The organism is Hymenobacter arizonensis, assembly GCF_900115775.1.
GTDB classification, from domain to species: Bacteria; Bacteroidota; Bacteroidia; order Cytophagales; family Hymenobacteraceae; genus Hymenobacter; species Hymenobacter arizonensis.
Map to the genome: position 1 here is coordinate 1,422,745 of NZ_FOXS01000001.1, position 19,464 is coordinate 1,442,208.

The 19,464-nt window shown below is 60.1% G+C and carries 10 protein-coding genes; 3 read left to right on the forward strand and 7 right to left on the reverse strand.

All coding sequences use genetic code 11. The annotated features are described in order from the left end of the window. Positions 1 to 428: 428 nt before the first annotated feature. The 6 genes from BMZ66_RS05985 to BMZ66_RS25060 all read right to left on the reverse strand — a co-directional run bounded on the left by BMZ66_RS05985 (position 429) and on the right by BMZ66_RS25060 (position 9,602). Positions 429 to 2,360, reverse strand: a complete 1,932-nt coding sequence (locus tag BMZ66_RS05985) for a CocE/NonD family hydrolase (RefSeq protein ID WP_092669962.1) — start codon at positions 2,358 to 2,360, stop codon at positions 429 to 431. 220 nt (positions 2,361 to 2,580) lie between these two features. Next, complete coding sequence (locus tag BMZ66_RS05990; RefSeq protein ID WP_092669964.1) at positions 2,581 to 3,462, reverse strand: glycerophosphodiester phosphodiesterase; 882 nt, start codon at positions 3,460 to 3,462, stop codon at positions 2,581 to 2,583. 86 nt (positions 3,463 to 3,548) lie between these two features. Next, positions 3,549 to 4,241 (reverse strand): phosphatase PAP2 family protein, encoded by a 693-nt coding sequence (locus tag BMZ66_RS05995; protein ID WP_092669966.1) that lies wholly within the window; start codon positions 4,239 to 4,241, stop codon positions 3,549 to 3,551. Positions 4,242 to 4,432: 191 nt separating this feature from the next. Further along, positions 4,433 to 5,809 (reverse strand): aspartate kinase, encoded by a 1,377-nt coding sequence (locus BMZ66_RS06000; protein WP_092669968.1) that lies wholly within the window; start codon positions 5,807 to 5,809, stop codon positions 4,433 to 4,435. 256 nt (positions 5,810 to 6,065) lie between these two features. Then, positions 6,066 to 8,747 (reverse strand): PIG-L family deacetylase, encoded by a 2,682-nt coding sequence (locus BMZ66_RS06005; RefSeq protein WP_092669970.1) that lies wholly within the window; start codon positions 8,745 to 8,747, stop codon positions 6,066 to 6,068. Between the two features lie 30 nt (positions 8,748 to 8,777). Next, positions 8,778 to 9,602, reverse strand: coding sequence for a hypothetical protein (locus BMZ66_RS25060; RefSeq protein WP_143080072.1), 825 nt, complete (start codon positions 9,600 to 9,602; stop codon positions 8,778 to 8,780). A 172-nt stretch (positions 9,603 to 9,774) separates the two neighbouring features. On the opposite strand from BMZ66_RS25060, the gene BMZ66_RS06010 reads away from it, so the two are divergent. Then, a complete protein-coding gene (locus BMZ66_RS06010; protein WP_092669971.1) occupies positions 9,775 to 11,499 on the forward strand; it encodes a S8 family peptidase in 1,725 nt (574 codons plus the stop codon). A gap of 100 nt (positions 11,500 to 11,599) precedes the next feature. Here the strand turns inward: BMZ66_RS06010 and BMZ66_RS06015 are convergent, their stop codons facing one another. Continuing rightward, positions 11,600 to 12,403 (reverse strand): SDR family oxidoreductase, encoded by an 804-nt coding sequence (locus tag BMZ66_RS06015; protein ID WP_092669973.1) that lies wholly within the window; start codon positions 12,401 to 12,403, stop codon positions 11,600 to 11,602. A gap of 290 nt (positions 12,404 to 12,693) precedes the next feature. Between BMZ66_RS06015 and BMZ66_RS26350 the strand changes: the two genes are divergently transcribed. Both BMZ66_RS26350 and BMZ66_RS06025 read left to right on the forward strand, forming a co-directional pair. Beyond that, positions 12,694 to 14,976 (forward strand): GEVED domain-containing protein, encoded by a 2,283-nt coding sequence (locus BMZ66_RS26350; protein ID WP_092669975.1) that lies wholly within the window; start codon positions 12,694 to 12,696, stop codon positions 14,974 to 14,976. Between the two features lie 190 nt (positions 14,977 to 15,166). Further along, the gene (locus BMZ66_RS06025; protein WP_092669977.1) at positions 15,167 to 19,408 is read left to right on the forward strand and encodes a PKD-like domain-containing protein; all 4,242 of its coding nucleotides are present in this window, start codon (positions 15,167 to 15,169) and stop codon (positions 19,406 to 19,408) included. The last annotated feature ends 56 nt before the right edge of the window (positions 19,409 to 19,464 follow it).

Here is a 19,464-nt window from a genome sequence, read left to right on the forward strand (position 1 = left end):
AAGGCGAGCGGTTAATTGGCTTGCTAGCCAAGGGAGTGTGTCACACCGGGCCCCTTGGTTGCCCTGAATCTTACAGTTGCTATCGTGCCGACAGCGCCTGCAGCTTGTATAATCTACATATTTTTTAGTTATAAATGGGATAGGTCTTCCTTCTAGCTATTCCATTATAAAGACCCACACCCTATTATAAAGACCCACACCCTCCACACTGGCTGCAGCGTACTGGCTGGGAATGCAAAGAGGCGACCTTGCGGTCGCCTCTTGAAAATATTGTTCAGAAAATAAGTGACGTCCTAATTGTTGCGCCGTTCCGCCCGCTCTAGGCGGGCCGACCGGTTGAAGGGCACGCGGACCTGCTTCTACGGCAACCGGTCGGCCCGCCTAGGGCGGGCGGAACGGCGCAACGGCATAAGCTTTGTTCGTTTCATCTATAGCACCTTCACAACCAGCTTCGAAGCACTAGCAGGTGAATGGTACAAGCGGTGTGTAGCGATTTGGAAGTCGTTTTCTTCCGCTTGGTAGATGTTGTCGACGTACTTCTGCGGGTTGCGGTCGACGAGCGGGAACCAGGTGCTTTGCACCTGCACCATGAGGCGGTGGCCTTTTTTAAACGTGTGCATGAGGTCCTGCACGGTGAAGGGCACGGGCGTGACCTGGCCGGGCGTGAAGGGCTCGGGCTTGGCGAAGCTGTTGCGGAAGCGGCCGCGCATTACTTCGGAGCGCACCATTTGCTGGTAGCCGGCGAGGCGCACGTGGGGCTGGGTGCGCGGGTTGTCGGGCGTGTCGTTGGGGTATACGTCGATGATTTTCACGACCCAGTCGGCGTCGGAGCCGGTAGTGGCTACTTGCAGCAGCGCCTCGATGGGGCCGGCCAGGGTGAGGTCTTCGGTAAGAGCGTCGGTTTGGTAGGTGAGCACGTCGGGGCGGCGGCTCGCGAAGCGCTGGTCGTCGGTCATGTACTCGCGAGTCATGCCGGTGGCAGTGGCTTCGGTGAATGGCACGGGGTGGGCTGGGTCGCTCAGGAATTGGTCGAACTCAGAGCCGCTAGCCGGCTGCTCGAAGCCGATTTTGCCATTGGGCTGGAAGTACAGGGTCCGGTCCTTGGCGGCTTTGGGGGGCCAAGCATCAAAAGTGCGCCACTGGTTGGTGCCGCTTTCAAACACGTAGGCTTCGGCCAGCTTGCTGGCGCCGGGCTTGTCGTCTTTCAGGTACGATTTGAAGAAGGGCGCCTCCACGTTTTGCTGGTACCAGTAGGACGGCGACGGGCCGTAGTGCACGTTACCGAGCATTTCGCCGGTGCCGCGGGCCCAGCCGCCGTGTATCCAGGGGCCCATCACGAGGCGGTTGGCAATGCGGGGGTTCTGCTTTTCGATGGTTTCGTAGGTTTTCAGGGCACCGAAGAGGTCTTCAGCGTCGTTGAAACCGCCCACCGTGAGTACGGCGGCTTTGATGTTTTTCAGGTGAGGGCGCAGGTTGCGAGCTTCCCAGAAGGCGTCGTAGTCGGGGTGCTGGGTCAGTTCGTTCCAGAAGCCGACCTGGCCTTTGAAGTAGTTGGCGTCGGCATTTTTTAGGGGGCCGAGGCGCATGAAGAAGTCGTAGCCATCGGGGGTGCCGTGCTTGAAGGCGGGGTTCCTGGCAGCCGTGGGCTGCGGGCGCGGCAGGCCGAAGCTGGCCATGAAGTTGAAAGCGTGGGGCAGGAAAAACGCGCCGTTGTGGTGGAAGTCATCCCAAAACCAGTCGGCGATGGGCGCCTGGGGCGAGGCGGCTTTCAGGGCCGGGTGGCGGCTGAGCAGGCCCGTGGAAGTGTAGAAGCCGGGGTATGAAATGCCCCACTGGCCTACGCGGCCGTTGTTCTTGGGCCCTTTCTTCACCAAGTATTCAATGGTGTCGAAGGTGTCGGTGCTTTCGTCAATGTCGGTTTTGCCGGCATACTTGGTTTTTTGCGGGCGCATATCCACAAACTGGCCTTCCGACATGTAGCGGCCTCGTACGTCCTGAAACGCGAAGATGTAGCCCTCGTGCAGCATGGTGCTGCTCGGGCTGATGTTGGTTTTGTAGCGCTCCGGACCGTAGGGCCCTACCGAGTAGGGCGTCCGGTTCAGCATGACGGGGTAGCGCACTTTGTCGGCATCCTTGGGCGCGTACACCACGGTGTAGAGCTTGACGCCGTCACGCATGGGAATCTGATATTCCGTTTTGGTGTAGCGCTCGTGGATGTAGAGGGTGTCGGCTACGGCACGAGCAGTGGCCTCGGCATCGGTGATGGCCACGGGGGCGGGCAGGGTTTGGGCGGCAGCGCCAGTAGCGCACAGCACGCTCAGCAACGCGCAGGTAGCGGCGTGGTAAAGAGTTGTTTTCATTCGGAAAGCAGGTTACCAGCCCCCATCTGGAGGCCGGAGCGAAGGTAGTAGCGGGGATGGTTATTACCGCTTAGCGCTGTTCGCGTACAGTAGCGCGAACTTTGTAGTTCGCGTCCCCGCGCCGTTTGCAAATCGTTCGAGTGTCGTTTGTAAATCGTTCGGGTGTCGTTCGGGCACGCGAACTACAAAGTTCGCGCTACTTGTGCAGCCTGCGCGCCTCTTACTTCCGCCGTCCCTGCAAAATCAAGAGGCGCCTCACATTGTCTACTTCCATTTCGTCGGGCTGCAAGGTCAGAGTTTTTCTGATGCTCTTGGGAGAACGGCCACCGAACAACACCACCGACATGCCGGCCGCCCGGGCCTGGGCCATGTGTTGTGGGGTGGCACGGCCGGCGTCCAGCACCAGCGTTTTCACGTGCTCGGCTTTGGCTTGGCCAAGGCCCGGGGTTATGTCATCGGCCGTTACTTCCAACCCGATGGGCAGGGTGGGCATCTCAGCCCGCGCCAAGCGTACAGTGGTGGGCTCCTGCGTCACGAGCGATACTTGTTGCAAGGGCACCTGATAACGACGCAGACTGCGGGCTAGCTGGCGAATTAGGACAGACGAGCGGGCTGCTTGCTGGGCCGGCGGCAGGCACTGGTCGTCTTCGTGCAGGTCGAGGTGGAGGCGGGGGAAGGTGGGGCGACGGCTAAAGCGGGCCAGCAAGGTGTCGAAAGTGATGGGTTGCTCCTTGTGGAACCAGTCGTAGGGCCAGCCCCCGCGGTAGCGCAGCTGCACCAGCTGGGCGGCGCTGTGTTCGCTCACGCAGCCGCGGCCGGTGCTATTGTTCTCCAGTCTCTGGTCGTGGTAGAGTATCACTACGCTGTCCTGGCTGAGCTGGAGGTCGACTTCTACACCGTCGGCGCCCAGGTCCAGGGCGTGCTGCACCCCGCGCCAGCTGCTGGGCGGCCGGAAGTTGAAGGGGCTGATGGGTGTGAAAAAGCCCGAGCCGGCGTGGCCCAGAATCAACAGCTTGGGGTTGGCAACGGGCGCAGATTGGCCCATGAGGCACGTGCTGGCCAGCAGCATAAGGCCGGCAAATAGAAAAAAAGCTGTTCGCATAAAAAGGGCCACTGGCGCGTGTCGGTGGCCCTCTGAACGGCAAAATCCTGGCAGGGTTGAGCCTGCTCGCTAACTCTAGCCGGGCTCTACTTTTGCAAAACAGGCACTTCCTCTTCTGCAGGGTCCTGGTGCAAGACAGGGGCCTCTAGCACGTTGCGGGGCACCCCCAGCAAGCCAAACAGGAAAGTAAAGGCCACCACCAGCCAGATGGAGGCCCATACATCACCCAGGTAGTGGGCTCCCAGCACCATGCGGCCCAGACCAATGAGCACGGGCAGCACCAGCAACGGCTTCTGCCAGCGCGGGAAGGCCACCGCCAGCGGCCAGAATAAGCTGAAATAAACGGCGGTGTGCGTCGAAGGAAAGGAATCGTTGTGCGGCCCGGGCTGCCACAGACCCGTGCCCGCGTAGCCCGAATCGAACAGGACCTCGGGCCGGAGGCGGTGCACTACCCCTTTCAGCACCTTGGCCGTCACCATGCTGAACTCGTGCGTTAGCAGCAGAATCAGAAACAGAGTAGCCTGCGGGCGTCGGAGCACGTAGCGGCCCACCACAAAGGCTGCCCCGAGCAGCAAGAAAAAAAACGGGATGCCCAGCAGGCGGGTCATCAGCACATCGTGAACGGCATCGGCTGCGGAAGTCAGCTCGCCAAAAAACGGGGCCAGCCAGCCGAAATTAGCCCGAATGAACAGCGCCAGCGGCTGGTCGAGAAACAGTATACACAGCCCGCAGGCCGGCACGGTTACGGCCGTGAACAGGAGAAACTGGCGTAATGTCATTCGGGAATAAGTTCTGGCGTGGTCGCCCACCGCGTTAACCTCACCCCTGCCGGGCACGGCCCCTAATCCCCTCTCCCGTGGAGAGGGGGAACTAGTCCTAGTTTTAGCTCTAAAAACTAGAATTAGAAGCTAATCCCTCCTCTCCACGGGATAGGGGGTTAGGTTGACGCGGTGGGACAAGAGGGCTCAAATCAGCTCATGGCCGAATTTAAAGCCACAATGGCGGGCTTGTACTCTTCACGGCCAACAATAAACTGAATGTTGACCTTGCGCAGCGCAAACCCAGCACTCCGAATATTAATTCCCGCTTCGGCCAGGGCCCCTGCGGCCCGGGCCAGCAGGCCGGGCTCGTCAATGTTGGAGCCGATGAGGCAGACCAGGGCTGCGTTTTCGATGGTCACCATTTCGTACTTGGCTTCCAGGGCAGCTACCAGTTCGGGTTGCAGGTCCTTTTCCCAGATGAGCAGCGTGATGCTATTGGCGCTGGTGGCTTTGAAAATGTAACTGACATTGGAGTCGAAGAACGTCTGCATCAGCTGCAGGTCGAAACCGGCCGTGCCTACCATCAAAGGGTCGTGAATGTCAATGAGCACGACTTTATCGGTGCCGGTGATGACTTCGATGTGCTTGCGGGCCGACACGTAGTCGCGGGTGATGAGCGTGCCGGGGTGCTCGGGCTCGAAGGTGTTCTTGATGCGCAGGTTGATGGCATTGATTTCGAGCGGCTTCGAGGCCTTGGGGTGAATGGCCTCCATGCCCACGTCGGCGAGCTGGTCGGCCACGTCGTAGTTGGTGAAGCCCACGGGGCGGCAGTTATCCAGGCCCACAAGGTTGGGGTCGGCGGAGCAGAGGTGGTATTCTTTGTGAATAATGGCCTCTTCGGGGTGCACGGCCACGGCTATCTTGCTGAATGTGACCTCGGAATAGCCGCGGTCGAACTCGCGCATGATGCCTTCGGTGCCCTTGGTGTAGCCGGTAGCGATGCAGATGGTGTTGGCAAAGTCGATGCCGGCGAAGGTCTGCCTGATGCGTTCGTCGATGGTGAGGGCCTGGGCGTCGTCGAAGCCGCTGAGGTCGACCAGGGTGGCATTTACGCCGCGGTTTTGCAGGATGTTGACGGAGTTGAACGCCGAATGCGACTCCCCTATCGAGGCCAGAATTTCGCGGGCTGCCTGCAGAATATTAGCGCTGTTGACGTAGCCCGAGGCCAGCACGTTGGTGAGGCTTTCCAAGTATGTTTGGGCCTGGTTGATGCGCTGCTGAATGAAGGCATCGGCCACAGCCAAGTCGAGGCCCAGGGGTTCGTAGGCCTTGTTCAACTCCTGCAGTTGGGTGGCTACTTCCTGCAGCGCCTGCCGAAACTCCTGGTGCTGGGTGATGCGGTGGTAGACGCCGGGAGCGCCGGTTTTCTTGTTCTCCAGCAGCCAGTTGGTGACGTTGGCGTAGGCCGAGACGACGAAAATGCGGTTGTATAAGTCCTGGCCTTTCCGGTTGTGGAAGATGATGTTGTCGAGGACGTCGGCGAAGGCGGTCATGGAGGTGCCGCCGATTTTTTCTACTGTGAGCACGGAATAATGTAGGTCGCCCTCCGCGCCGGAACCTCACCCCCGGCCCCTCTCCAAAAGAGAGGGGAGCCACGGCGGCACGGCTTGGCCAGAATGAGCTTTTGTAAAAAATGCGAAGGTCATTTAAGCAAATGAATGCTCAAACGACCTGCAAGGTAAAATTAGAAAACAGGAAAAGGGCTTAAAATCCGAGCCGCCGTGGCTCCCCTCTCTTTTGGAGAGGGGCCGGGGGTGAGGTTCCGGCGCGGAGGACGTCAACCTATTGCACCTTTTCCTTCCCGTAGGAAATCATGTTCGTTATCAACCGAAACGCACCGGGGACACCGGCCGGCAGCTCCCGAAACAGCGACAGGCCCGTGTAGATGTAGTGTCCTTTGCCGTAGTCAGCCACCAGAATGGCGCTTTCCTTGGGTTTCTCGCCGGGGTCGCCACTGCTGATAATGGTTTGGTACTTGGGGTCCCAGGAGCTGGGGTAGTAGAGGCCTTGCTCCTGCACCCAGCCTTTGAAGTCCTGCTCGGTGATTTTGTTGGGGAAGTTGAGCAGCGGGTGCTGGGGCTTGAGGAAAGTGACTGGGGCGTCTTCCACGGTCACCCGGTCGCTGCTCAGCTTCATGGGGTACGGGCCGATTTCGGGCAACACGGTGCCGCGGGCTACCACGTACTGCACGATGACATTGCCACCCTGCTCGATGTATTTGAGGATTTCGGGCTGCTGGGACTTGAGGCGGTCCACGGTATTGTAGGCCCGGATGCCGACCACGAGGGCATCGAATTTCTTGAGGTTGGCGGCGGTGAGCTCTAGCGGGTTCACCATGGTCACGTTGTAGCCGATTTGGCGCAGGGCGTCGGGCACTTCGTCGCCAGCGCCCATGAGGTAGGCCACGTTCTGGCCGCGCCGCTTGAGGTCGACTTTCACCAGCGGAGACACGGCCTCAGGAAAGAGAAACTGCGTGGGGATGTGCGGGTAGACTATGGGTTGGATGCCGCGCGAATACTTCTGACCTTCTACCGTGGCGGTGGCGCGCAGCTCGGAGTGACCGGAAGCGGCGGTGGCGCTGGGCTGCACCTGGAAGTCCACAGTCAGCTCCTGGTCTTTATTGGCGAGGGTGAAGGGCACGGTGGCGGGCTCGCTCTTCCAGCCGGCGGGCAGGGCGAGGGCCAAGTTGCCACTCACCCCGGCGCGCCCGGCGCGGAGGGTGACGGGCACGGTCTTGGGCTTGTTGTCGGCGAAGACGTAGGAGCGAGCGGGCGGCAGGTTCACCATTACAGGTGGCACCACGGCCAGGGGCTGGTACAACTCGCCAAGGACGGGGTCGGTGTGCTTGTATAGAACCGGGACGTATAGGGAGTACTGCTGGCCCTCCACTTCCATAGAGGCTAGAACAGAGGCGTTAGACTCATTCTCTGGCATACCTATAAGCTCTTGCCTGGTCGGTTTGAGAAAGTTCCTGCTGACCTGAATACTTGGCTTTTGAGGCACTCCATTAGAAGAAGCAGAGGTGCTCATGCTCTTGCTCATAATTTCTGCGACCAGTACAGAATCCGGCAACTGATACATACCAACGCTGCTGGGCAGCCTCAACCAGTATGGCTGGGAGGTACCCACTTTTTTATTAATAGTGAGACCTGCAGTAAAACTTATTGCTTTCCCAGTAAGCAGTGGCTTCTGCATCACGGTATCAAACATTGTCATAAAACCGCTTACCCGTTTGAGAGTAATTTCTTTCTGCGAACGGTTCAGCACTACTATTGCAACACTCATTTTTTGTCCTGCTACCACTAAAGGTTCCGCAGCAGTTGCTGTTATGCTCAAGCCGAGGCAAGCAGCAATTAGTTTTTGCACCTCACGCGACTTCTCGATTAGAATCATTTTCTGTTCCCTCGTTGCCCCAACATCCGGGGTTTTAGAAGGAGTTTGCTTCGCTTGAAGTAGCTGTTTCACCAACTCATTCAGCTTAAACAACCCCGCCACACTGGCGCTTGGGTTACTGGCGTCATACTTACGAATCAGCTCACCTACCGCATTTTCGATGGCTGTGCCACCGGACACGCGTTTCCAAGTCTGGTCAATTCCTTCGAATAAATCCGTCTTGGCTGGCGTGCCTTTCAGCGGCTGGAAATACTCCAGCGCCTCGCCCCGCGTAGCCGCCGAGCCGAAGCCCTGGCTGCGGTGGTTGGAGCGGCTGCGGGCCGCGATTTCGCCGTAGCTCTGGCCCAGCAGCGGGTTGTAGCCGCCGGCGTCGAGCTTGAGGTAGCCGTCCATATTTTCGCCGGGCTTCACGAAAAAGCTGCCAGAGTTCCAAAACAAGCGTTTGGGCTGCCAGGCCTGCACATACTTAAGCTGCTCGGGGAAGCGCTTGGGGTCGCCGGCGGCGTCGAAGGCTTCGGCGGCGAGGATGGCGCTGGCGGTGTGGTGGCCGTGGCCGCCGCGGCCATCGGTGGGGAAGCGGGTGATGAGCACATCGGGCCGACGCTGGCGGATAACCCACACCATGTCGGCGAGCACCTGTTCCTTGTCCCAGATGCGGAAGGTTTCCTCTGGGGTTTTCGAGAAGCCGAAGTCGTTGGCGCGGGTGAAGAACTGCTGGCCGCCGTCGGTGCGCCGGGCCGCGAGCAGCTCCTGCGTGCGGATGACGCCGAGGCCTTCGCGCAGCTCGGGGCCGATGAGGTTCTGGCCACCGTCGCCGCGGGTGCAGCTCAGGTAGCCGGTTTCGAGCAGGCGCTCATTGGCCAGGTAGGCAATGAGGCGGGTGTTTTCGTCGTCGGGGTGAGCGGCGATGTAGAGGACCGAGCCGAGGACGTTGAGCTTCTTCAGGCCCAACAGGATTTCCGAGGAAGTGTAGGTCTTGGGCGTTTGGGCCTTCGATTCGGTGAAGGCGGCAGAGTTGAGGACAGCAAATGCCGCGAGGTAGCGAGCAGCGGAGCGGAGGTTGAAACGCATGAGCGAAGAAACAGGATTCGGGCCGTGAAGTTACCGCACACCCGCTGGGCGAATGGCCCAATTGCGCCGACGGTTCTTTTCAGTAAAGACTACTGGAGCAATCCAGGCAAAAGATTGCCACCTGCCGAAACGATAACATGCTCCCCAATCGGTAGCAGCCACTATACGGGCCGCTGCCAAAGCAAGCGAATCATAGGGGAGGCCACAGCTTTTTACCAGTACTACGCTACAACTACGCCCGGTGCTATCAGGAGTAAACTGTACGAATACTCGCTTTTGGGCAGATGCTTTTTGCTTGGGTACACTTGCCCATTTAATGGATTGATGAAGCCTATTAAAGAATTCGGCTCCTCCCCCCGGCGGGCCCGCTTCCTGACAGGCTGTATTATCAAATGTCTGCTGCTTAACTAAACGACCCACTTCGAATGTCAAGAGCCAATCCTTTTGATAGATTGATGCATACCCCATTTGCTCGTAGCGGAGTAATTCTCCCAGCACTACATCTAAGTTGCCCGATACCCAAACAGCGGGCACACGGCCTTGCCTATCAAGCGTAAACCAACGCCTCAAGTCAATTACCGAACGGGGCTTCTCACCGCATACGGTCACATTAAGCAGAAAAAGTTGGTCGTCTTCCAGCAGCCAAGTGGCCTCGTAACCTCGCCAGCAGGCGGTTGAAAAGTTAAGTTCTGTCGGACGTGCGGGCAATTTCTCAAGCCACGATTCTAATGGGTTTGAATGGAGGCGCAAGGTGTCACCATGATAAACCAATAAATCTGGCGCTTGAGCTGTTGCCCAACCAAAATGAGGCAGCAGCCAGATTAGTAAACCAAAAACACCAGTTAAGCGGCTCATGGCAGGTTGGGCTTGTGAGGTATAAACCAAATAAAGAGTTTGGAATTGGAACTACCACGGCCCAGGCGCAACATCCCATCGCGTGGGCACGTCTTTACCCCGACCAGAACCCATAGGCCCGGATACTGGTTAGTTCATGCTCAAGCCGCTCGATGCGGCGTTTCCCCATTCTATGACGCCAATCTTTTCCCGCGTAACCCTGCCAGTGCTGCTGGCTGCTACGCTACTCTCCTCTTGCGCCCGCCGGCCCCAGGCCACTACCACTGCGGCAACTACCGCCATCAGCACGCCCGCGCCGGAGGTTATTACCGAGCCCGAATCGAAGCCGACTCCTGTTGCCACCCCGGCGCCGGTGGGCGACTTAAGCACATCCCAATGGTATCTGAAAGACCCCCGGCTTGACAAAGTGCCCGGCGTGGGCGCCACCCGCACCTACGAGGAGCTCCTGAAAAACCGCACCCCTGGCCCGGTCATTGTGGCGGTGATTGACTCGGGCATCGATACTGCCCACGTCGACCTGAAAGGCATGCTTTGGACCAACACCAAGGAAATCCCGGGTAACGGCATCGACGACGACAAGAACGGCTACATCGACGACGTGCACGGCTGGAACTTTCTGGGTGGCCCCGATGGCCGCAATATCAACGCCGAAACCCTGGAAGTGACCCGCATAGTAGCCGCAGGCCGCAAGCGCTTTAAAGGCAAAACCGCCGCCACGGTAAAGCCCACCGAAAAGGCAGACTATGCCCTTTATGTGAAAGCGGAGAAAACCTACAAAACCCGCCTGGCTGAGGAAACTGAGCGCTTCCAACAAGTAGAAGGCATGGCCGGGCCGCTCACCATGATGGTTGACAACATGAAGCAGGCCCTGGGCGTTACCACCCTTGACACCACGGCCCTGCGCAATGCCAAAACCGATGACCCCAACTTGCAGCGCGCCGTGGGCGGCATGCTCGACATGATGCGCCAGACGGGTGCCAGCGATGCCGACGACCTGCTGAAGCAGCTGAACGAAGGCGTGAAGCAAGAGCGCAGCATGCTCGAAAACTCGCTCAACCTGAGCTTCGACCCGCGCGCCGACATCGTGAAGGACAACCCTAATGACCTGACCCAGCGCTACTACGGCAACAACGACATCCAAGGCCCCGACCCCACGCATGGCACCCACGTGTCGGGCATCATCGCGGCCGTGCGCGACAACAACCTTGGCGTTATGGGCATTGCGCCTAACCCCGTGCGCATCATGACCGTGCGGGCCGTGCCCGATGGCGACGAGCGCGACAAGGACGTAGCCAATGCCATCCGCTACGCCGTGGACAATGGTGCGCAGATTATCAACATGAGCTTTGGCAAGGAATTTTCGCCGCAGCGCCAGGCTGTGGAAGCGGCCTTCAAATACGCTGCCAGCAAAAACGTGCTGCTGGTGCACGCCGCCGGCAATGAAAACGCCAACCTCGATGTTACCAACAACTATCCGGCGTCGTTCTACATGAACAACACCGCCGTGCCCAACCTGCTCACGGTGGGCGCTTCCGGCCCGCGCATCAACGCCCAGTTACCCGCCAACTTCTCGAACTACAGCAAGAAGGCGGTAGATGTATTTGCCCCCGGCGTGGCCATCTTCAACACGCTGCCCGGCAGCACCTTTGGCAACGAAAGCGGCACCAGCATGGCCTCGCCTGTCACGGCCGGCGTAGCCGCGGTGCTTAAGTCGTATTTCCCCAAGCTGAGTGCCGCCGATTTGAAGCGCATCATCATGCAATCAGCCCAGGTACACCGCACGCAAGTGCAGGTGCCCGGCACCGACAAGAAGGCTGACTTCTCAACGCTGTCAGTGACAGGAGGCATTGTGGATATGTACGAGGCCGTGAAGCTAGCACAGAAGTCGGCGCTGTAGGGTTTTCGCACAGAGTTAAAAGAGGTAAGGGGAGTTTCACGGAGCCAATGCTTCTCCGTGAAACTCCCCTTACCTCTTTTAACTCTGTGCGAAATGGATGCTACAACACCCCTTTCTCCTCTTTGCGAAAGTGGTTCAGCACCAGCTTATCCATAAGCCCCGGCATCAGCTTATTCATAAAAACCGTGAATTTGCCCTGGCCCGTGAGCACGAGGGAGCGCCGGCGCTGCTGCACGGCCTTCAGTATTTCAGCAGCTACGGCCTCGCTGCTCATCATGGCGCCTTCGTCGCGTGGCGACTCGCCCTGCGCCGAGCCATCGGCAGCCAGGGCTACTTGGCGGATGTTGGAGGACGTGAAGCCCGGCGCGGCGGTGAGCACGTGCACGCCCTGGTCGAGCAATTCCGTGCGGAGGGCTTCGAGAAAACCATTCATAGCAAACTTGGAGGCCGAGTAGCCGGTGCGGCCCGGCAGGCCCCGGTAGCCGGCAATGCTGCTAATGCCCACAATGCTGCCTTTGGTGGCCAGCAGGTGCGGCAGGGCAAATTTGGTGGTAAAGACAGTGCCGAAAAAGTTGGTTTGCATGAGCCGCTTGATAACGTCGAGCTCCGCGTCCTGAAAGCGGGCCCGCATGGAAATACCGGCGTTGTTTATCAATACATTGATACCTCCAAAGCGGGCCACGGTCTCGCTGATGGCGCGCTCGGCGGCAGCTTCGTCACCTACATCGGCCCGCACGGGCAGGTTGGTAATGCCCGCAGCTGCCAGCGCCTGGGCAGTGTCGGCCAGCTTGGCTTCGTCGCGACCGGTGAAGGCCACCTGGTAGCCCGCGCGGCCGAATGCCAGCGCACATGCCCGGCCGATGCCGGACGTGCCGCCGGTGATGAGAACAATTGGGGATGGCATAGCCTTAAAAAATAGCAGTTCCAGTAATGCTGCTGGGAGGTAGCAGGGGAAAGTAGGAAGGCAAACTTACGGCCGGGCATCGCGATTTAGAGCGGCGCTCTAACGGAACCCGACCCCTTCCATTCCACAAAAGCCCCGCCGAATAAGGAAAAGAGAAATCGAGTTATTCAAATGAAAATCCTGAATAAAAGGATGATTAAAAGTCATTAACAGCTGATTCTGACGACAGCGTCCTGTTTTTCTGCTTACATTTATCCACTGAATTCTACCCTTCTCCTTTTGAATATTGTATGACCCCACTCTTACGTTCTTGGTCCCGCTTTGCGCCGGGAATGGTGGCCATTCTGATGACGCTGGGCACAGTACAGCAGGCAGTTGCCCAGGGCACTGCTACCTGTCCAATTGCGGCTACCTGCACGCCGGGCCGGGCCAGTAGCACACAGGCGGCTACCTTCAACATGGGCATCCTGAACGTAACGGTGGGCAACAACCTCATCAACAAAACCTCGGTGGGCCAGAGCGAGGGCTACCAGGACAACAGCTGCACCGACAACGCCGCCCTGGTGATAGGCCAGAGCTACGCCATCAGCGTGCGCACCAATCCCAACACGACGGAAAACGTGCGGGTGTGGATAGACTTCAACAACGACGGCGCCTTCACTGGCAACAATGAGCTGGTTTTTAGCTCCGACAACCTGATTCAGCACACCGGCACCATTACGGCGCCGGCCACCGCCACCCTTGGCACCCGGCTGCGCATGCGCGTGGCCGCCGATTTCGCCAATGGCTTGGTGCCCACGCCTTGCTCAACGCCCCTGTACTCGCAGCACGAGGATTATGGCGTAACCCTTTCGGCCAACGCCAGCCCGCCCATGGCGGCCTTCACCACCAACGCCACCATCACCTGCACGGGCTGCGTGCAGTTCACCGATGCCAGCCAGAACCTGCCCACGGCCTGGCTCTGGACCTTCGGCGACGGCACCACCAGCACCGCGCAAAACCCCAACCACTGCTACACCACGGCCGGTACGTATGCCGTTACGCTTCGCGCCACCAACTCGGCGGGCACAAACACGAGTGCGGCCACTAGCATTGTGTACAACGCCAACGTTCCCGTAGCAGCCAGTTGCACGCCCCAGACCGTCAACTACTTCGCTAACTACGGCATCACTCGGTTCGAGCTGAACACCATCAACAGCACCTCGGCCGATGGCAGCGCCGGCTACCAGGATTTTACCTGCACCCAACGCACCGAGCTGATTGCCGGCGTGAGCTATCCGATGACCATCAACACGGGCGGGGTTAACCCGCACGACATTCGGGTGTATCTGGACAAGAATAACGACGGCACGCTGGCCGCCGACGAGCTGATTTATCAGGGCTCGAACGTGGCCAGCCCCGGCGCCACCACCAACCTGAACCTGCCCACCGGCACCGTGCTCCACCAGCCCCTGCGGCTGCGGGTAATTGCCGACGCCATTGGCAACAACCCCGGTCCCTGCTCCAACCCCGTGAGCGGCCAGGCCGAGGACTACACGGTGGTGGCGCGGCCCAACACCATGCCGCCCAGCATCAACTTCAGCACCAACTACGTGCCCGGCGGCTGCGTGAACCCCGTGCAGTTCACCGACCTCACCACCAACCTGCCTACCTCGTGGCTGTGGGACTTTGGCGACGGCGGCACCAGCACCCTCCAAAACCCCACGCACCAGTACTCGGCTTCGGGCACCTATAACGTGACCCTGTCGGCCACCAACACCTACGGCACGGCCAGCATCACCCGCCTCAATGCCGTGGTTGTTTCGATTCCCTGCCTGAATTATTGCCCTTCGAATGGCACGGGGGGCATTGGGCCCGGCGGCATGCTGCAAGCCAGCCCCTTCTGGATGACATCCGTGCGGGTTTCCAATGCCGTGCCGGCCTATACCAACACAACCGGCAACGCCACCGGTGGCTACGCCAGCTACGCGGCGCAGCCCATTATCGTCGCTTCGGGCGGGCAGATTAACCTTACGGTGGTGACCAACTTGTCCATTGTGCACCGCACGTCGGTGTGGGTTGACTGGAACACCAACGGCATTTTCGATTCATGGGAGCTAGTGGCCGATGGCACGACAACCAACGGGCCTAACTCGGCCACGTTCACGGCCAACTTCTTTGCGCCCACCGGAACTACCCCTCTGAACACCCGCATGCGGATAACAAGTGTGGCCAGCAACAACTTTACTTCCCCCTGCATTGTGAATCTCCTCAATGCCGAGGTGGAAGACTACCAGCTGCGCGTGCAGCCCCTGGCCACCCGCGAGGCCCAGGCTTTGCCCGGCCTCAGCCTCTTCCCCAACCCCACCCACGACGGCCGTCTTTTCCTGAGCTTGCCCGACGCCAAAGCCGCCGGCCGCTACACCGCCGAAGTGCAGAACCTGCTTGGGGCCACCGTGCTGCGCACCGCTCTGCGCCTGGCGCCCACCGCCGATGCGGAGCTCGACCTAAGTTCTTTGGCCCCTGGCGTGTACGTGCTGCGCCTGCGCGATGCCCAAGGCCAGACGGCCATGCGCCGCGTGGTGCGCGACTAGCCACTCTTGCCGGGGGCCGGAGTTGACCTACCACCAAGTACCAACTTTGCCCCGGGAAGCTTTTGCATCATTATTCTCTTAGCAAATCCCTTTCCTTAGCGACTCAGGAAAAAACTGGCCGGCCTGCTCGGGCCTCCACATGCCTCAGTGCGTTAGCTTCTTACTAAACTACCCCTCTTTCTATTAATATATGTCAACACTCCTACTCCGGCGTTCTTTTGGGTTGATAATGCTGCTGGCACTACTGGTGCTGGGGGCACGCCCAGCGCAGGCTACCCACTTGCTGGGAGGCGAGATGAACTACCGCTACCTCGATGCCAACGGCCCCGCGGGCAACCCGTTCCGCTACGAAATCACCGTTACCATTTACAGCAACGGCTTGTACACGGTTGGCAATCCAAACGGCATTGCTGCGTATCCAAACTTTGCTCAGGTTGAGATTTACAACCAAACCACGGGCAGCCGCATCGGAACTTATACGGCCCCACGGCAAGGGGTGGCAAACCCCCAGCCGGTGCTTCCGCCGGTGCCAGCGGGCTGCGCGGTGATAGGTCCGAATCAGCCGTTCTACCTATTGAAGTACGTGCAAGTCGTCAACCTGCCCGTGTCGTTCGACGGCTACTACGCCGTGTACTCGGTGCAGGCGCGCAACAACACGGTTACCAACATCCGAGACCCCGGCAACACTCCTCTCACGCTATTCGTGAGCATGGCCCCGCCGCTGATTCCCAATAGCTCGCCCGTGTTCTCGGACACTGCCGTAGCCATTGTGTGCCAAAACGATACCACCATCACGCTCAACAACGCTTTTGACGCCGACGGTGACCGGCTGGTGTATTCTTTCGGCAGCCCCTACGGGCAGCGCACCAACGTCAATAGCATGCCGCCCTTGCCGCCGCCGGTTGCCTACAACTCGGCCTATAGCGCCATCAATCCGTTTGGGGCAGGCGCCGGCAACTTTGCCACCATCAATGCCAGTACCGGCGTGGCCCGGTACGGCGCCACTGCCAATGGCCTGTACGTAGTGGCCGTCGACGTGTCGGAGTACCGCAATATCAACGGCCGGGAAGTTCTCATTGGCACCACCCGCCGCGACTTGCAGCTCGTGGTCTCGACCTGTCCGCCTACCCCGCCTCCCCTGCTGCCCCCGGCCGTGGTCACGCCCCGCAGCTACACCATTGAGGAAGGGCAGTCGCTAAGCATTCCCATCACCGCCACGCAGGCCAGCAACAACCCGCTGGTGATGACCGTGAACAGTGCCCTGCTCGACGGCCCGGGGCCGTTCAACAGCACGTTCAATGGCAGCACGGGCACCGTGACGCCCGGCAACCTCACGGGTACGGCCACGGCTTCGGGCACGGGCACCGTCACGGGCACGTTTGTGTTCAACTCAACCTGCGGCAATGCCCGCGCCACCCCCTACGACCTGGGCGTGACCGTGAAGGACAACGGCTGCGGCGGTCGCCTCGCTTCTGACATTTTTCGCATCACCGTCACCCGCGCATTGGGCCCCAATGCCATCGACGGGCCGGCTACGGTCTGCGACCCGGCCACCTCGCGCACTTATACTGCCAGCGGCCCCGTTCCGGCATCTTATAACTGGCGCGTGGTGGGCGGCACCATCACCGGTGGCCAAGGCACCAGTGCCGTGCAAGTAACCTGGGCCAGCGCCAACACCACCGGCACCCTGGTGCTGAAAGGCATCTCCTCGCGCGGCTGCCCCACCGATTCGATAGTTAAAACCGTAGACATCCGGCCTCTGCCCGCTCTCACCGTGACGGCCAGCGCCCCGACCATTTGCCTCGGCGCTTCCTCTACACTTACGGTGGCGGGCATTCCCGGCCTCACTTACACCTGGAGCGGTGGCGGGCAAAGCTCGACCAGCACCACCCTTACGGTTACGCCCACTGCCACCACCACTTACACCGTGGTGGGTACCGATGGCACCTGCAACATCTCGAGCAGCGTGACCGTGACCGTCACGCCCCCGCCCACGGCCGCCCCCGGACCGGACCGGACCATCTGCCCAGGCATAGCCACCACGCTGGGGTCACCGGCCCAACCCGGCTACACCTATACCTGGAGCCCCGCCACCGGCCTGAGCAACCCCAACGTAGCGAACCCCACCGTGACGCTGCCTAATTCCACCGGCGCTCCCATCGTTGCGGTGTACACCCTCACGGTGTCGGCAAATGCCATTTGCACCAGCTCCCAAACCATTCGCCTGACAGTGAGCCCCGAAGCTATTGCCAACGCGGGGCCAGCCCTCACCGCCTGCCAGGGTGTTGCTTCGGCCCCGTTGGGCACTCCGGCTTTGGCTGGCTATACCTACAGCTGGAGCCCGGCCACTGGCCTGAGCAGCCCCACCGCTGCCCAGCCCACCGTAACGCTGCCGAACTCAGCGAACGCCCCCACCACAATCACCTACACCCTGACGGCCACCAACGCCGCTGGCTGCACCGCTACCTCCACCGTAGTAGTAACCGTGAACCCCCGCCCGGCGCCTGAGGCCATCACAGGCCCTGTCTCGGTATGCCCTACCGTTACGGGCATTGCCTATGCAGTGCCAACGCCGGCTGCCACCGCCTACACTTGGCTGGTTAGCGGCGGCACCATTGCCAGCGGTCAGGGCACTTCCGCCATCACCGTGAACTGGGGAGCTGCCTCCAACAGTGCTTCGGTTAAAGTGTTCCGCCTCAACGCCCAGGGCTGCTCTTCCGATACCACCACGCTGCCCGTCATCATCAACCAACGCCTGCAAACCGTGCGGCCCACGGGCCCCGGCGATATCACGGCGGTGGTACCCCTGCCGCAGTCGGTTTGCCAGGCCGATGGGCCTTATACCTACCGCAGCGGCATTTTCACCAACGGCTCCAGCTATGCCTGGGAAATCATTGGGGGCACGCAGGTGAGTACGGCTCAAAACACCGTGACCGTGAACTGGGCGCCTGTAACTGTGCCCACCGTCGTCAAAATTGTAGTAACCGAAACCAGCAACCCGGCCGGCGGCATCTGCCGTGGCGTATCCGATACCCTGAAGGTGCTGATTAATCCCTCGCCGCAGGCGCGGGCCATCACTGGCCCCACCAGCGTGTGCCAGAGCAGCGGCCCCGTCACCTTCTCGCTGCCCGGCGGCCTGGCCGGCGCCACCTACGTGTTCCAGCTGACCAGCGCCGCTTCAAATAATATTCCACTCGCGGGCACCGGCAGCACCCGCACCCTGGCCACTATTCCGGCGCCCGGCACCTACACCCTCACGGTGCGCGAAACATCGGCCACGGGTTGCACCGGGCCGGCCATCACCATGCCTTTCACGGTAGCCCCCACGCCGGCCTTGCCCACTATTTCCGGTTCGGGCTTCGTGTGCAACACAGCTACCCCGCAGGCCTACGCCATTGCCAACCCTACCGCAGGCGCCACCTACCAGTGGACGGTGGTGGGCGGCACTGTTACGGCCGGTGGCAGCAGCAGCCAGGTAACGGTTCAGTTCAACCCGACGGGCCCTTACAGCGTGAGTGCCTCCGAAATCAGCGCCAGCCCAGCGCTATGCCCCAGCCCGGTAGCCACCCGCGCCGTTTTGTTCGACAGCCCCAGCGTGGCCCTGACCTTAGGCTCAGTTGACATAAGCAGCGATAACCGCATTGTCCTCACCATGCGCGCGCCCAACAGCGCCAACACCCCCAACCAAGTGCAAATCATGCGGCGGGTGGCTGGCACGGGAACCTTCGTTATGGTGGGCCAGGCGCCCGCTTCCGCTACTACCTACACCGATAACAACAGCGTGAACGCCGACGCCAACACCTACGAGTACCGCCTTGACCTTACCAACGGCTGCGGCACGCGCCTATCGAGCAGCGTAGTGCAAACCGTGCGCCTCGTAGCAACCGCCGTGCCCGGCACCGGCGGCCGCGACCAAGGCAGCATCACGCTCACCTGGAACGCCTACGTCGGCTCCCAAGTATCGGAATACATAATCGTACGTCGTGCCGATGTCGGTGCTGCAACGGAAGTTCGACGCGTGCCGGGCACTACCCTTCAAGCTACCATCTCCAATACCGATGCCAACGCAACGGCTACGGGTGTTGGTCTTGAACAGAATTTCCGGGTAATTGCCTTTATCAATGGCACCCCGCTGAACATGAATTCTAACTCCAACGAAGCCACGGTGCGTTTCGAGGGCCTAACCAAAACCTACAACATCATTACCCCGAACGGCGACCGCCAGAACGATGTGCTTGTCATTGACAACATTCAGCTCTACCCTGGCAACACGTTCACCGTGTTCAACCGTTGGGGGCGCGAGATTTACAGCACCGCCAACTACCAGAATAACTGGGGCGGCGATGACAAGACTCCGGCCGGCTCTTACTTCTACCTGCTGAAACTCCCCAACGGCACCAACCTCAAAAACTGGTTCGAGATTGTGAAGTAGGACCACGGATTTGTGCGGATTTTTCGGATTGCACGGATTTTGTGGACGCTTATACT

Coding starts and splice junctions, on each gene's coding strand:
- BMZ66_RS25060 (WP_143080072.1), bottom strand. CDS start 9,602: ATGAGCCGCTTAACTGGTGTTTTTGGTTTACTAATCTGGCTGCTGCCT.
- BMZ66_RS06005 (WP_092669970.1), bottom strand. CDS start 8,747: ATGCGTTTCAACCTCCGCTCCGCTGCTCGCTACCTCGCGGCATTTGCT.
- BMZ66_RS05990 (WP_092669964.1), bottom strand. CDS start 3,462: ATGCGAACAGCTTTTTTTCTATTTGCCGGCCTTATGCTGCTGGCCAGC.
- BMZ66_RS06015 (WP_092669973.1), bottom strand. CDS start 12,403: ATGCCATCCCCAATTGTTCTCATCACCGGCGGCACGTCCGGCATCGGC.
- BMZ66_RS06025 (WP_092669977.1), top strand. CDS start 15,167: ATGTCAACACTCCTACTCCGGCGTTCTTTTGGGTTGATAATGCTGCTG.
- BMZ66_RS05985 (WP_092669962.1), bottom strand. CDS start 2,360: ATGAAAACAACTCTTTACCACGCCGCTACCTGCGCGTTGCTGAGCGTG.
- BMZ66_RS06010 (WP_092669971.1), top strand. CDS start 9,775: ATGACGCCAATCTTTTCCCGCGTAACCCTGCCAGTGCTGCTGGCTGCT.
- BMZ66_RS05995 (WP_092669966.1), bottom strand. CDS start 4,241: ATGACATTACGCCAGTTTCTCCTGTTCACGGCCGTAACCGTGCCGGCC.
- BMZ66_RS26350 (WP_092669975.1), top strand. CDS start 12,694: ATGACCCCACTCTTACGTTCTTGGTCCCGCTTTGCGCCGGGAATGGTG.